Genomic DNA, 14,096 nt, shown 5'->3' on the forward strand with positions numbered 1-14,096 from the left:
AAAACGCTTCCTTGTGGAAGATGGCTGCGAGCTTTGTGGCTGCCCGGCGACGCCTGAATGGCTCTGCTTTCCCTTGTCAGATAGGGCACCGGCGTAGGTTTGAGACCACATCAGCCACATGCCGGGAGGACCAATGTCGATGCGCTTCAGGATCGTCTTTGCTGCAGCCTGCGCGCTTCTGGCAGCGCTCCTGTGTGCGGTCTATGCCCAGCATGTGCAGGCACAGACCGAGCAGGAACGTGCCGAGGCGCTCGAGCGCTATGGCGGGGAGACCGTGAAGCTCGTCGTTGCGACGAAGGATCTTGCTGCCGGAGAGACGGTCACGAAGGAAGACCTTGCCGTGAAGGAATGGCTCTCGGACCTTGCTCCTGCTGTTGCCATGACCGACATGGATGACTGCATAGGCAGGAAGGTCACAAGTGCCGTGCCGAAAGGCACGCCGCTCTGCAGCCTCCAGTTCGCTCAGGGAGCAGACGCTGCAGATGTCCCCTCAGGCCATGTGGCGCTGAGCCTCGCGCTTTCGGACAAGGTCGGCCTTCCGGCAGAGGCCAAGGCCGGCTCGAGGCTTCTTGCCTATCGCATGTCTGATGGCTCTGCCACGCTGATCTCGGATGATGTCGAGCTCCTCTCGGTACCGGAGCAGCAGTCCCAGCTCGGCACGCAGTCGGTCACGCTTGCCGTGGCTCCGAGCCAGGTGGCAGATGTGCTTGCGGCAGGTGCCCAGGGAGACCTGCGCCTCGCAGTTCCGGCATCCGACGTGAGCGCGACGGGCACGGTGCTCACGACGGCACCGAGCTCTGTTCCTACGACGGCAGAAGAAGGGAATCATTCATGAAGTGGCTTGCCTTTGCACGGAAGTCCTATCGGGGCGAGCTGGAGGCGAAGATCGGAGCCGAATATCCCGGCTCAAGCATATCCTGGGCTTCCTCTCCTGAAGAGATGCGCGAGACGCTCGTGCACGGGATGCCTGGCCAGTATGCAGCGGCTGTCGGTCCCGTACGCGGTGCCCAGGCACCCATCAATCTTGCAGCCGCAATAGCACAGGATGCCCATGCCACAATCGTCCTGCTTGCGCAGCCTCGGCCTTCGGGGTCGCTCCGCTCGCGTGCAGCCCAGGCGGGCATCTCCCGTGTCATTGCGCTTGATGTCCAGCCAGAAGAGGCGCAGCAGAAAGCGCCGGATGCAGAAGGAGCGAGAAGCGGGGCATCCGCACGGCACGAGCGCAGGCAGAGAGCCGAGAAGGGCGCTTCCTCTGCTGCAGCGCCAGAGGCGGAAGATCTCGACGAAGTGGAAAGCATCCCTGCAGTGGCGGCACCGCGTGGTGCCTCCAGGCCATCGAGGCCTGAGCGCAACCGGATGGACCAGGAGCTTCCGCGCATCGATTCCAGCATCGTGCATGGCCCGAATCCCTGTCCTGTCCTCTGTGTCGCATCAGGCAGGGGAGGCGTCGGCAAGACAGCGCTTTCCTGCCTCATGGCAGCAACGGCAGCACGCTGGGGCCTCAAGGTCTCCCTCATGGATTTCGATCTTGCCTGCGGCAATGCGTACGCATGCTTCGGCCTTCCGGGTCCTGCAGCTCTCGACCAGAACCTCGATATGCAGGCCGATGCAAAGACGCTTGCTGCCCAGGGCAAGATTGCCACAGACGGTGTCTCGCTCTGGGGTTCCTGCCTTCGTCCGGAGAATGCCGAGCTCGTAGCACCTCAGGCAGGAAACCTGCTCGAGCTTGTCTGCCGCCAGTCGGATCTCGTGATTGTCGACTGCGCGACAGCCTGGACCGATGCAGTCGCGCAGGCAGCGCAGATGTGCGACCGCCTGCTGCTGGTCTGCCCTGAGAGCGGAGGGGCGGCATCGTCCCTATCGCGTGTCGGCGCCCTGGCTGTGCGTCTCGGTGTTGCAAGGACCCGCATCGTCCGCATCGTCAATCTCTCGAATCCGAAGAAGACGCAGGAAGCCTTCATCGACCGGGCCGATGTCGGCCTCGAAGCTGCCCGTACCTTCCGTGTCATGGATGGCGGGGAAGAGACGGACGAGCTCCTCATGGCAGGACATGTCGTGGAGCTGAGCGCGCAGGACTCAGAGCTTTCACGCTCTGTTGCCACCTGCCTGGCACAGATTCTCCAGGAGCTCGGAAGGCTTCCCGACTGCAACGATGCCCGCCGCGCGCTCGAGGTGCATGAGCATGGACAGCGCCGGGGATTCTTCAGCCGCAGGAAGGAGGCCATGTAGATGAGCCTGCTTGCGAGGGTGCAGGAACGTGCCCGTCTCGAAGGCGCGCCTTCCCGCCATGGGCTGGATGAAGAAGCGAGAAAGCGGCTCAAGCGCGACCTCGTGACAAGGCTCGGGCTCCAGACGGTTGCCTCGCTTGCAACGCAGGGGGATGTCGCCCAGGCACGGACCGAGCTCTCGGTGGCGCTCGAGGCGCTCTGCAATGGCGGCGGCTACGATGACCTGACGCCGGAAGAGCGCCATGTCCTGGCCAGCCAGGTCGTGGATGAGATCTGCGGGCTGGGACCTCTGCAGCCGCTTCTGGACGACGACCGCGTGACGGAAATCATGGTGAACGGAGCAGGAGCGCTCTTCTATGAGGAAGGAGGCAGGCTCCACAAGGCAGAGCGCGTCTTCGAGAACGATGAGCAGATCCTCATGGTCATCGACCGCATCCTTGCCCCTCTGGGCCGCCGCCTCGATGAGAGAAGCCCGATCGTGAATGCGCGCCTTTCGAATGGCTACCGCGTCAATGCCGTCTCGTCTGCCCTGGCGCCTGATGGCACAGCCGTGACGATCAGGAAGTTCTCGGATGCGCTCGTCTCGCTCCAGGAGCTTGTGTCGCTTGGCTCCCTTCCTGCCTGGTATGCACAGCTTCTTGCCTGGGCCGTGAAGGAGCGCTGCGATATCGCGGTGGCAGGAGGCACCGGCTCCGGCAAGACGACGCTCCTCAATGCCCTCTCGCATGAGATCGGCAAAGACGAGCGCATTGTCACGATCGAGGATTCCTGCGAACTGCGCTTCGAGCCCGGACTCAACCTCGTGCGTCTTGAGGCGCGCGAGGCCTCGATCGAGGGATCGGGAGAGGTCACGATCCGCGACCTCGTGAAGAACGCGCTGCGCATGAGGCCTGACCGCATCATCGTGGGCGAGGTCAGAGGGTCGGAGTGCATAGATATGCTCCAGGCCATGAACACAGGACACGACGGATCGCTTACGACCCTGCATGCAGGAACGGCTGACGAGGCAATACTTCGCCTTGTCCTCATGGCCCGCTATGGCATGGACCTTCCGGCCCATCTCATCGAGGAGCAGGTGGCGACAGCGCTCGACCTTGTCGTGATGAGCGCCCGCTTCCCTGACGGTGGACGCTATATCACATCGCTCCATCAGGTGGACCGTGCCCCCGATGGCACGGTCGCCCTTGCAGAGTGCATATCGTTCGACCGGCAGGCACGGAGCTGGACTTTGGTCCAGCTGCCGTCCTTCGTCGAGCGTGCGATGGCAGACGGGCTTCTTTCGGAGAGCGAGGTGCTCGCATGGATGTCTTCCTGCTCTGCCTGAGCACGGCAGCGCTTGCAGGGGCGGCTGCCTTCATGTCTGCAACGCCCCAGCTCGAGGCATCCGTCCGGCGGGGGCTTCTCCATGCGGCACAAGCTCTCGAAGGCACAGACGGTGCGCGAAGGCTCGAGGAGCATGCGCTGTGGCGCGATGCTGAAAGGTATCTGGCAGAGCGCTTCCAGCTTGCGGCGCCGGGCGGCTTCATGCTGCTCATGGGGATGCTCTCTGTCCCTCTGGGCATGCTCCTTTCCCGCTCCCTTCTGGGAGGGCTCATCCTGCCTGCTGCGCTGGGGGCGTCTGCGGCTGGCCTTGCCCTGCGCTACAGAAGGGAGCGGCGCGATGCGACAGAGCAGGAGATTCCCGAGGTGTTCCGCACGCTTGCGCTTGGCCTCGAGGCTGGACAGACGCTCAGGCAGGCGATGGAGTATGTCGGTATCACGCATGCGGGGCCGGTCGGCAGAAGCTTTGCCGAGGCGACGCTCGAGATGCAGGCAGGCGCATCGGTTGCAGAGGCGCTCGGATCTGTCGAGCGCGAGGTCAGAGGACCGGGCATGGCGCTCATGGTGAGCGCGCTCGAGATTGCGCAGCGCACGGGAAGCCCGCTCAAGGAGCTCTTCGCGGCAAGCGCTTCCTATGTGGAGCAGCAGGGAGAGCTCAGGCGCGAGCTCTCAGCAAAGACAGCACAGGTACGCCTCTCGGTCCAGGTCGTCTGCACGCTTCCGGTGGCAATCGTCTCGCTCCTTGCCTTCATATCGCCTGACTTCAGAGTGGGGATGGCAACAGAGGCGGGCACGCTCTCGCTTCTTCTGGCGGGGGCGCTCGATGCTGTCGCTATCCTCATCATCAGGCGTCTTGCCGAAGGGGTGCTCTAGATGGATGGGTGGGCATATGCACTGACAGGAGCCGAGAGCGGCCTTGCGTTCCTCGCAGCCTTCATCTTCCTGGGGAAAAAGACGGCAGCGCACCGGCACCTCAGCTTCGACGTGCCGAAGCTGCCAGCAGGCTCGAGACATCAGCGCCGGGGATGGCAGAGACGCTGTCTTGAAGAGCTTCCAGGGCTTCTCGATATCCTCTCGCTCGGCCTCTCGGCAGGGCTTTCGTTCGATGCGTCGGTCGAGCTCTTCTGTGAGCGCCAGGACAGCGAGCTTTCCCACGCGCTCAGATCTGCCCTCTTCTCCTGGAGGAGCGGCCTCGAGAAGCGTTCGACGGCACTGGAGAGCTTGGCGGAGGAAATGGGAAGCCCTGCCTTCGGGCGCTTCGCATCGGCTGTGGAAGAGGCGCTTGCGTTCGGGTCTCCCTTGGCTTCGGTCCTTGAAGCACAGGGAAAGCTCCTGAGGGATGAAGAGCGCCTTGCGGCCGAGGAGAGGATCGAGAAGGTCCCGATCAAGATGCTCATCCCTCTGGGCACGCTCGTCGTGCCTGCAATGCTTCTGGCAATACTCGGCCCCCTCCTGGGGTCGCAGGCACAGCTCATATGAGAAAGGTGGATCCATGAAAGCATATAGAGCGCTTGCTGAGGCGGCACATACGCTCCGCCGCGAGGAGACGGGGCAGGGAACGACAGAGTACGCAATCCTTGTCGGCGTCATTGTCGTGATCGCGATTGTCGCAATCCTCGCATTCCGCGACAAGCTGAGCTCGCTCTGGGATGCCATCGCCCAGGGCATCAACTCGCTATGAGCGGCATGAAAAGCAGAAGGAAGCTCCTTCTGGCAGTGGCCATCCTGGCAGCGGTGCTTGTTCTCGGCCTTCTCCTCAAAGGGATGGATGCAGAGAGGTCGGAAGCTTCCGGAAGCGCCGAGGAGGATCTCTCGTCCGAGACGGCGCAGCTGCTTGCGAATGCAGGAGGGACGTTTTCCGAGGACATCTCAGCTGATGAGGTGGAGAGCTACACCGTGGACAAGCCGCTCAAGACCGCTTCCTCCCAGCTCATGGAGTCCTATGAAGACAGAGGAGACTGCGTGCTGCTCGAAGCGCAGTATCTCGACCTTCTCGGCAAGGTCTGGGGCTTCAGCGTCGAAGGGCAGGGATGGGCAGATGTCTGCATCCTGAAGGAGACCGGATCGGGCAAGACGCAGGTCGAGGTCGTCCATCTCGAAGCGGTGGAAGGGTCGGATGGCTCATGAGGCTCTGGCAGGAGGAGACAGGACAGGCGACGCTCGAATATGCGCTCCTGCTTGGAGCGGCGCTGGTCGCGGTCGTGGCGCTCGGTGCGCTCTGGAAGGCGGGGGCCGAAGGGCGCCTTCTCGACTGCGCCCTTGCAGCCTGCTCGCATCTTCTGGCAGATATCAGGCAGGGCGCAATCGATGACCTGCTTCTCTTCTGAGCTTGCCGAGGAGCGGGGCCAGGCAAGCGTCGAGGCAGCAGCGCTTCTTCCCGCTGTCTCGCTTCTGGTACTGCTCCTGCTCCAGCCACTCTGCTGTGCCTATTCGGAGATGGTCATGAGGGAGGCAGCGGCAGAGACGGCACGCGCTGCTGCCGGTACGGCAGACGAAGAGCGTCTCGACGAGTTCTGCCGCCGCAGGCTTGCGGCCATCCCAGGAATTGCGATCTTCTCTGATGGCGACTGGGATATCGAGATTGCAGGGGCAGAGGAGCAGGCTGTGACGGTCTCGATTGCGGGGCACGCAAAGCCGCTGCCGCTTCTCAGCACAATCGCTGCCTCCGCGCTTGGATCTGACGGCGATGGAATCGTCCTCAAGGTGCAGGTCGAAGAAGAGCTGCGCCCTGCATGGCTTGAAGGCACATACGATGACTGGATCGAGGTGTGGGATGCTGGATGACGGAGCACAGGACAGGCTGCCCCTTTCCCTGTCTCTCTTCATCGACGAAGAGAGCGGCTATACCTCGGTCGCTGTCGCGGTCTCCCTGCTCGTGAGCTTCTCGCTTGTCTTCAGCCTTGCTGCTGCAGGCTGGGCTCTCTCCCGGAGTGCCGACATCCAGGCCGTGGCCGATGCGGCTGCCCTGAGCGCAAGCCAGGCGACTGGTGCCTACAGTGCCTGCGTCCAGGTGCTCGATGCGGCAGCGCAGACGCTTGGCACGGCCGGCATGCTCATGGTCGCAGCTGGCATGGTCGCATCTGCCGTGCCTGGAGGGCAGGTGGCAGGAGCTGCTTCGGCAGATGCCGGCATGAAGCTCCTGGAGACGCGTGGACACCTCGTCGAGACGGCCTCCGCGGGCCTTTCGCGTCTCGAGGAGATTCTCCCTCTTCTCATCATCAGGCGAGGGATGGCAACGATTGCGGCTGAGAGCACAGAGCGCATCTCCTATGAAGGCATCGTCGTGCCCTATCCCGTCTTGGGCAGGTCGGATTTCTCGGGCATGGACCAGAAGGTCGACGGAGAGGGGCTCGACGAGGCAACAGATGCGCTTGCCGATGCTTCGAAGAAGTCAGAGGAGGCCCAGAAGGAAGCCGAGTCTTCGAAGGAGGAGGCGTGGCGGGCTGACTGCGCAGAGGAGCCCTATTGCCTGAAGGAGCGGGCAGCGAAGCTGGCAGACCTTCCCGATGCGCTCAATCCGAGCTATCCCTCGCCAGCTTCCTGGACGTTCGGAGCGCCGCTTGCAAGGGCGCGGTCCTACTATGCGGCGCGCCTTGCCGAGGAAGTGCCCCAAGATGCAGGCGTCGAGGAAGAGGCGCGCTCCGCCATAAGGAGCGCGTACTACCGCTTTGCAGAAGAGCAGATGAATGCGGGGCATTACGAGGAAAGGCCTGATGGGACGGTCGATATGGATCTGCCAGCACTTCCGCATACGGCAGGCGAGACGCGCGAGAGTGCTCTTTTCACGGAGCGTATCTGGCCGACGTCCGATGGGGCAGACGGGATGACAATCCATGCCTTTGCAGGATGCCCTGCAGCCAAAGACGGATCCGGCACAGCATCCTTGGCAGATCTCGAAGCGGGCAGGGTCAGGCGCTGCGAGGTCTGCGGACTCGATACGAAGGCGGTGGGCCTTGTGACGTCGGCGACGACGAATACGAAGAGCGGCTTCGAGCACTGGTGGCGCATCATCGAGGAAGCCTCGAAGCGCTACCAGAAAGCGCGTGCTGCAATGGAGGATGCAGATGCCGAGACGCATGAAGCGGCAGGCAAGGCGCAGGGACGCTTCGATGAGGCGCTCGAAGTGCTGAAGAGCGCAGACGTCACATTCTGTCCGCCTGGTGCCTGGGGCACGATTGCGCTTGTATCGAGACCTGCAGAGACAGCTCTGCCAGAGATGCTTTCAGGCAGCTTCCTTGCGCCGAGAACGCTCTCTCCTGGTGCTGCAATCTCTGCTGCCGTTCTGGCACCTGTCGAGACCGAGGACGAAAGCGTCCTTCTGGATTCGGCGCATGCCTGGGAGCAGGAGCTTGGAGAGCCGGATTCTGCTGTCGCAGGCATCGTCTCGGTCTGGAACAGCATTCTTTCCGGCTATGGAAAAGGCTGGAAGAGCGTGGAGAGCGTCTCCGATGAGATCTTTGACGGTATTGGCGGCATCTTCGGCGGGAGCGCTGCGGCCTGGCTGCGCGACAGGCTCCGTGCGAGTGCGAGCGCAGCCGGCCTCGAGCCGGCAGACCTGAGGCCGCGCCGCCCTGTGCTCACGACTACGAAGCATGTGCTTGTGCAGGCGGGGCTCGAGACGGAAGGGGAAAGGGAGCGGCTGCTCAGCCTTCTGGATGAGGATGCGTCTGCGCCGGAGCGGCTTGCCTCGGCACTCGGCATCGCTTCCGACCTGACAGACGAGGATAGCCTCGAGGTGGCAGAGCTCCTCGTACCGGGAGGCACCGCGGTGCCTCTCAAGGTCGGTCTGGGGAGCGCGGCATGATGTACGCGCTCAGAGAGGAGCGGGGACAGATGGCGGTGGAGCTGGCTGCGCTCATGCCGGTCATTCTCGTCTCTCTTGCCATCCTCTGGAACCTTGCACGCTATGTCTCTGCCTGCGTGCTCTTCGACCGGGTCGCTCCGGATGCAGTGCTTGCCGAAGCAGCTGCAGCTGGAGCAGAAGATGGGAGCGTGGAGGCAGTTTCAGCAGCGGAGACATCCATACGCAAGGCGTTTGAAGATGCAGACGATATCGAGATTTCGGTCGAGGCAGAAGCTGCCGAAAGTGCGCCTCTGGCCCTTCTGGGCGAGCCGCACCTCATGCACTTTCGCTGCACGCTTTCCTATCATCCCTGGCCTCGGCACTTCGTTGTGGCAGGAATCGACTCCGAGGTTCACTTCGAGCTCGTGCATGTGCGCGAAGTCGTGGCAGATGCCGGGCAGGCAGGAAGGACGGTCTAGATGAGAAGGGATGCTCTGGTCCACGTGGAGCCCTATGGGGATTTCCGGCTGCTCGTGTCGGCGCGGTCACGCCTCAAGGGACTTCTGGGGAGCAGGTGCACGGCAGTGCCTGTGGTTCTTCTGCCGTGCGCTGCAATCCATAGCTTTGGCATGCGCTACCCGATCGATGTGGCTGCGGCGGATGCCGAAGGACGCATCCTCGGCGTATGCCTCGGCCTTCCTCCGGGGAGGCAGTGGCGGGTGCCGGGAAGCTTTGCCATCTTCGAGCGGCCGGCATCTCGAGATCTCTGGTTTTCGGCAGGCGAGCGGACGGAGCTCGTGCTCTGTGCGCGCAAGGACAAGGAGTGAGCGTTATGGAAGTTGCCCTGCAGGATGCAAGCTTCACGAAGGTATGTCCCCGCTGCGGTGCGCGGCTCTTCCGGGACATGCATATCTGCTATGGATGCCTCTATGATTTCGACCATCCGCAGCCGATAGAGCGCCCTCCCCATGAGCTTGTGCAGGAAGCGGAGCCGGCAGCGCCTGAAGAGAGCGAAAAGACCGCAAAGGAACGTGTCATCGAAGCGGCAGCTCCTGCTGCCGAAGCGGTTCCGGACGATGCAGGAGATGCAGACGATACGCTCGATCTCTCGCAGCACAGTGCAAAGAAAGAGAAGGCAGCAAGCCCTGCCTTCACCTACCTCGTACGGGCGCATGTCGGCGAGCTTGAAGCGACGGTGCCCATTGGGGAGAGGGGCGTCACGATCGGGCGTGCCCAGGAGAACGACATCGTCCTCCATATCCGCTCGGTCTCCCGCCACCACCTGCGCCTTTCGCTTGGGACGGGCGGCGTGCTCGCGCAGGACCTCGGCGCTACGAATCCGGCAATCTATGAAGGAAAGCCGATCGAGGGAAGCGTGCTTCTCAGCACGGGAGATATCTTCTATATCTCAGGCGTGCCGTTCGAGATAGGGGTGGATGACGGGGCATGAGGCACCATCTGCCGCGACGGTCGGGCCCTGGCAGATTTGCTAAGCTTGTCTATAGGCAGGCTTAACCAGATTGGAGACCTCCATGGACCATCCTGTACGGCATCCTCGAGGCTTGTGCCAGCTTCTTGTCGGCCTCTTCGCCTTCATTGCATGCCTTGCTGTTGCCCATACGGCTTGGGCTGACTACTCGATAGACAAGGTCTCGATCGATGCGACGATCGGGTCAGATGGAACGCTTTCTGTCATCGAAGACCGCACGTTCGACTTCGATGGCTCCTACCACGGCGTGTACTGGAAGCTGCCCGAAGGGACCTATGAGGGGGCAGAGCTGACACCGCATATCGCCTCTGTCGGTATCGTCGAGGACGGCGTCTATACGGAGTTCGCCCACAATGCCGGAGGGATCGACGGCAGCTTCGATGTGACGGATGAGGGCTCCTATCTCGAGATCAAGCTCTATTCCGCTCATGAGGATGAATCGGCGACGTTCCGCATCGTCTACTCCTATCCCGACCTTGCGCAGCGCTACGAGGATGTAGGCGAGCTCTACTGGAAGTTCGTCTCCGATGGCTGGGATGTGGCATCCGACAATGTGACCTGCACGGTCCATCTGCCGGTGCCGTCCGGCGAGAGCGTCGAGGCAGGCTCGAATGTGCGTGCCTGGGGCCACGGTCCGCTCGACGCGAGCCTGGCCTTCGATGGGTCGGCCATCGTCTATACGGTGCCGGGTGTCGGCACCGATGAGTATGCAGAAGCGCGCATCGTCTTCCCCGAATCCTGGCTCTCGGGCGCAACGCAGCGCTCCGGCGAGGTGCTTGATTCCGTCATGTCGGAAGAGCAGGCGTGGGCAGACGAGGCCAATGCCAAGCGCGAGCGCGCCCGGACCATGAGCACGGTCGCGCTCGTCGGCTCGCTTGCTCTTGCAGCGCTCTTCATTGCCCTTTCTGTTCGTGCCTATCTGCGCGACAAGCGCGAGCATCGCCCCCAGTTCGACGACGAGTATTTCCGCGATGTGCCGACCGATGACCATCCCGCCGTGCTCGATGCGCTTCGGGGAGACGGCAAGCCGGACGGAAATGCCCTTCCGGCATCGATCATGCGTCTCTGCGATCTGGGCTATGTACAGCTTGGCTGCGTCGTGCCCGAGAAGAAGGGCTTCCTCGGCAAGAAGAAGCGCGAGCGCTACTACCTCGATTTGGTAAAGCGACCTGCCGGCACAGATGCTGCAGGCGAGATTGACGCAAGGACCCTGTCGCTGCTCTTCGACGAGATCGAAGGCATGGCAGATGGGGATACAGCGCCGTCCGGGCAGCCGCGCCTCTGGTTCTCTTCGATCGAGAAGGCGGCAAAGGACGCTCCTGAGCGCTATAGCGACGCAATCGAGAAATGGGAAGGCGCTGTCACGGGTGCCTGCAGCAAGAAGAACTACATTCTCGCGGACAACCCCAACAAGAAGGTGCCGTATGCCTGCTGCGCTCTGAGCATCGTCCTTGCTGGCATCCTGATCTTCTTGGGAATTGCTGAGAAGATCACAGCTGGTGTGGCGTTTGCCGGCCTTGCTGTGGCAGTGGCGGCGGCAGTGGTCTCTGGCTTCCTTCCGCAGAAGATGTGCAGCAAGACGAAGGAAGGCATCGAGGTCGAGGCAAAGCTCGAGGCGCTCAGGCGCTGGCTTCTCGATTTCACCCGTCTCAAGGAGGCTGTGCCCCAGGATGTGGTGCTCTGGAACCGCCTGCTCGTGATGGCGGTCGTGCTCGGCGTGTCCGAGAAGGTCATCGCCCAGCTCAAGGTTGCAGCCCCCGAGCTCTATGAGACGCTTTCGGCAGACCCGTATTCTCCGTGGTACTGGTATGCATTCTGGGGCCCTGGCCATTACAGCACGCCGATGGATGCCTTCGGCAAGAGCGTCGAGTCGGCCCACTCAGTGAGCACCGCAGCCCTTGCGAAGAGCATGGAGTCCTCGGGCGGCGGGTTCGGCGGCGGCTTCTCCGGCGGAGGCGGAGGAGGATTCGGCGGTGGCGGAGGCGGAGGCGCCTTCTAGATCTTTTGGGGGAGACATGGTACGTCCTATTGGCATGCAGCAGATCATCGGACTCAAGCGTGCGCTCATCGAAGCTGGCATTCCGGTCACGGTGCATATGCACGACGCTTGCGGCGGACAGACCTTCCGTCTGGAGCTCACCGACGCAGAGGCTCCCCGAGAGGAGTCGCTTGGCCGTGCACGCACCTTTGCCGAGCTGTATCTCGGCCGCCATCTGACGTTCGATGGTACGGGAGCCACGTTCTGGGCTGCTGACTGAACAAACAAGAACAAAGAGGCATGCAGAAGGCCGGTACGCATCGAGCGTGCCGGCCTTCATTCGTTCTATCCGGAAATCTCAGGCCCGGAATTCTGCTGTGTCGATTGCAGGGTCCTCGATACCGTCTTCGGGATGTGCCCCGAAGCACCAGAGCGCAAGCGCAGGGTCGTCAGCCTGATTCCCTGCCTGCGAGCAGAGCCTCATGATCTCTTCGAGCGTCCTGATCGTGCCCTCTTCAGTGATATAGCGCTTCTTCATGTCGGGCATTCCGGACTCCATAGCAAGACTCCTCGTAGCTTGGCTCCTGGAAGGGAGCATGCCTACGCAACGTAGGCATTCTAGCAAAAAGATGGAAGATGGCTGCACTGCGCAGGCTACGAGACAAAGACATTGATGCAGTAGCGGGAGCCGCGATGGTCCTCTTCGAGCTCTTCTGCGGTTGCTGCAAGCAGGTGGTCCGGATATTTCCTCCGGATCTTCTGGAACGAGTAGCTCTTGTTCGGAAGCGTCGCAACGAGGTGGTCTCCGGCATAGAAGTTCATGAGCTGGCCGCCTGCCGCATCATGTGCGCCGCCTACGATCTCTACGTCGAGCGGCTCGATCGGCTTCGTGCCGCCGCCAAGGCCCTGCCAGTCCTTGTCTGCAATATAGGCACGGATGACATCGACATCGGCAGGGAGGCTCTCGATGCCGGCGGATGCAGCCTCGAACCAGGGATTGCCTGGCACGAGGATGCAGAGCCCATCACCCCTGCGCTCGCAGACAACAGATAGCGAGGGCTCTCTCGTGAGCAGGGTGGCGACAGGCTCGGTCGGCACGATTGCGAAGGCGCATTTGCCGAGACGGGCAGGGAATCCCTGGAATTCGCCGGAGTCGATCGTCGTGCCCTTCTTCGTGTCCTTCATGCGCTGCGGCTTCGTGGAGACGAGAAGCGTGGTCCTGCCAGCAATCTTTGCTGCGCATTTCTCGTCGATGACCTGGATCTTGAGGGCACAGGGTCCTTCAGGAACAGCGAACGGTTCCTCTTCAGGTCCATGGACCAGCTTCTTGATGCTTGCCAGAATTCCCATGCTTTCCCTTTCTTCAGCTTCTCTCACAGTATGAGCCTAGCGCACGCATTGCTGCGCCCTGCCGATATTTCCAAATTGTCGAAGGTGCCCATCTGGCGTCTGCTATCATTCTCTATGAAGTAATACTAAGGAATACGAAGTCATACCAGAATCGCAGCACGGGGGAAGCGTGGCAGAAAAGATGACCCCGATCGTCGCGAAGGTACTGCCTGAGGAGAAGGAGAGCTTCTTCGCAGCGACCGAGCGGATCGGGACGACACCCTCAAACGCAATACGCATGTTCATCTCGGCGTTCAACCGCGCGGGGACCTTCCCGTTCGAGATAGGGGTCTCTGCTGCAGCAGGAAAGGACGGATCTCGCCATGAAGGCTGATTTCCAATGGTGGCTGCTGAGGCTTGCGATAGCGATATCGGAGCATCTGCACTGCAATGCCACATCGAGGCTGCGGCAGTATGCCATCAGCGCTTCCATGAAGAGGCTGACCTGGTAGGCCAGGCCTATAAAGACAGACAGAACCTTTGTGAGCCAGGGTGCCGGCAGATTGAATGCCGGCACCCTGGCGCATGTCTATGTGGAGAAGGGGCTGGCACGTCGAGCGGGCAGGAGGAAAGAGCCGCCACTCACAGACGATGGTAACATGCAAGCGACAGAGCGAAGTCTTGCAGCGGGCTGATTGAAAGCAGATAAAAGCAGGCCAGAACTCTTAAACTGCAGCATGAGCATACCGCTTACCCCAGAAAAGTTGCCGTTCGACTGGGAGGCCTGTTAGGAGTCTGCAAAGGCTCGGTACAATTCCATAGACTTCACGGTTCAAGAATGGGTGCTTTCGTATTAATTGTGTAGAAGATGTGAAGCCCCACTTTCCCGCATTGCAGGGGAGCGGAGCCGTGTAAAGTTTCTTCTCGCGCTGAGGCACCCCGCACCGAGCGGGACGCAGCCAGCGCGGT

Annotated in this window: 18 protein-coding genes; 16 read left to right on the forward strand and 2 right to left on the reverse strand. The window is 61.8% G+C overall.

Going from position 1 to position 14,096, the window contains the following annotated elements; all coding sequences use genetic code 11:
* Positions 1-133 precede the first annotated feature (133 nt).
* From cpaB to ABVS03_RS07520, 15 genes are all read left to right on the forward strand, one after another.
* Positions 134-835, forward strand: a complete 702-nt coding sequence (gene cpaB / locus ABVS03_RS07450) for a Flp pilus assembly protein CpaB (RefSeq protein ID WP_368018620.1) — start codon at positions 134-136, stop codon at positions 833-835.
* On the forward strand, positions 832-2,229 hold the full coding sequence (locus ABVS03_RS07455; RefSeq protein ID WP_368018621.1) for a P-loop NTPase: 1,398 nt from the start codon (positions 832-834) through the stop codon (positions 2,227-2,229). The genes cpaB and ABVS03_RS07455 overlap by 4 nt, the downstream gene beginning before the upstream one ends.
* Positions 2,230-3,552, forward strand: a complete 1,323-nt coding sequence (locus tag ABVS03_RS07460; RefSeq protein ID WP_330972221.1) for a CpaF family protein — start codon at positions 2,230-2,232, stop codon at positions 3,550-3,552. It abuts the gene before it with no gap.
* Positions 3,528-4,421, forward strand: a complete 894-nt coding sequence (locus ABVS03_RS07465; protein ID WP_330972222.1) for a type II secretion system F family protein — start codon at positions 3,528-3,530, stop codon at positions 4,419-4,421. Before ABVS03_RS07460 ends, ABVS03_RS07465 begins: the two co-directional genes overlap by 25 nt.
* Complete coding sequence (locus tag ABVS03_RS07470) at positions 4,422-5,027, forward strand: type II secretion system F family protein (protein WP_330972223.1); 606 nt, start codon at positions 4,422-4,424, stop codon at positions 5,025-5,027. It begins immediately after the preceding gene.
* Positions 5,028-5,040: 13 nt separating this feature from the next.
* Positions 5,041-5,229, forward strand: coding sequence for a hypothetical protein (locus ABVS03_RS07475; RefSeq protein ID WP_330972224.1), 189 nt, complete (start codon positions 5,041-5,043; stop codon positions 5,227-5,229).
* Between the two features lie 5 nt (positions 5,230-5,234).
* Complete coding sequence (locus ABVS03_RS07480; RefSeq protein WP_330972225.1) at positions 5,235-5,675, forward strand: hypothetical protein; 441 nt, start codon at positions 5,235-5,237, stop codon at positions 5,673-5,675.
* Positions 5,672-5,875 carry a hypothetical protein gene (locus ABVS03_RS07485; protein WP_330972226.1) on the forward strand — a complete coding sequence of 68 codons (204 nt, stop codon included), beginning with the start codon at positions 5,672-5,674 and terminating at the stop codon, positions 5,873-5,875. The genes ABVS03_RS07480 and ABVS03_RS07485 overlap by 4 nt, the downstream gene beginning before the upstream one ends.
* Entirely contained in the window at positions 5,856-6,332 is a 477-nt protein-coding gene (locus ABVS03_RS07490; RefSeq protein ID WP_330972227.1) for a pilus assembly protein, read from the forward strand. The genes ABVS03_RS07485 and ABVS03_RS07490 overlap by 20 nt, the downstream gene beginning before the upstream one ends.
* Positions 6,322-8,352: a hypothetical protein gene (locus ABVS03_RS07495; RefSeq protein WP_368018622.1), complete on the forward strand. Its 2,031-nt coding sequence runs from the start codon at positions 6,322-6,324 to the stop codon at positions 8,350-8,352. Before ABVS03_RS07490 ends, ABVS03_RS07495 begins: the two co-directional genes overlap by 11 nt.
* The gene (locus tag ABVS03_RS07500) at positions 8,349-8,810 is read left to right on the forward strand and encodes a hypothetical protein (protein WP_368018623.1); all 462 of its coding nucleotides are present in this window, start codon (positions 8,349-8,351) and stop codon (positions 8,808-8,810) included. The genes ABVS03_RS07495 and ABVS03_RS07500 overlap by 4 nt, the downstream gene beginning before the upstream one ends.
* Positions 8,811-9,158, forward strand: coding sequence for a hypothetical protein (locus ABVS03_RS07505; RefSeq protein ID WP_330972230.1), 348 nt, complete (start codon positions 8,811-8,813; stop codon positions 9,156-9,158).
* Between the two features lie 5 nt (positions 9,159-9,163).
* A complete protein-coding gene (locus ABVS03_RS07510) occupies positions 9,164-9,781 on the forward strand; it encodes an FHA domain-containing protein (protein WP_330972238.1) in 618 nt (205 codons plus the stop codon).
* Between the two features lie 82 nt (positions 9,782-9,863).
* Complete coding sequence (locus ABVS03_RS07515) at positions 9,864-11,819, forward strand: DUF2207 domain-containing protein (protein ID WP_368018624.1); 1,956 nt, start codon at positions 9,864-9,866, stop codon at positions 11,817-11,819.
* A gap of 16 nt (positions 11,820-11,835) precedes the next feature.
* On the forward strand, positions 11,836-12,078 hold the full coding sequence (locus ABVS03_RS07520) for a hypothetical protein (protein WP_330972232.1): 243 nt from the start codon (positions 11,836-11,838) through the stop codon (positions 12,076-12,078).
* A 78-nt stretch (positions 12,079-12,156) separates the two neighbouring features.
* Here the strand turns inward: ABVS03_RS07520 and ABVS03_RS07525 are convergent, their stop codons facing one another.
* Together ABVS03_RS07525 and ABVS03_RS07530 are read right to left on the reverse strand one after the other, a co-directional pair.
* Complete coding sequence (locus ABVS03_RS07525; RefSeq protein ID WP_330972233.1) at positions 12,157-12,336, reverse strand: hypothetical protein; 180 nt, start codon at positions 12,334-12,336, stop codon at positions 12,157-12,159.
* Positions 12,337-12,452: 116 nt separating this feature from the next.
* The gene (locus ABVS03_RS07530) at positions 12,453-13,148 is read right to left on the reverse strand and encodes a hypothetical protein (RefSeq protein WP_330972234.1); all 696 of its coding nucleotides are present in this window, start codon (positions 13,146-13,148) and stop codon (positions 12,453-12,455) included.
* Positions 13,149-13,317: 169 nt separating this feature from the next.
* On the opposite strand from ABVS03_RS07530, the gene ABVS03_RS07535 reads away from it, so the two are divergent.
* Positions 13,318-13,521, forward strand: a complete 204-nt coding sequence (locus ABVS03_RS07535; RefSeq protein ID WP_330972235.1) for a hypothetical protein — start codon at positions 13,318-13,320, stop codon at positions 13,519-13,521.
* Positions 13,522-14,096 lie beyond the last annotated feature (575 nt).

The organism is Olsenella sp. AGMB03486 (genome assembly GCF_040884255.1).
Taxonomy (GTDB): domain Bacteria; phylum Actinomycetota; class Coriobacteriia; order Coriobacteriales; family Atopobiaceae; genus Olsenella_L; species Olsenella_L kribbiana.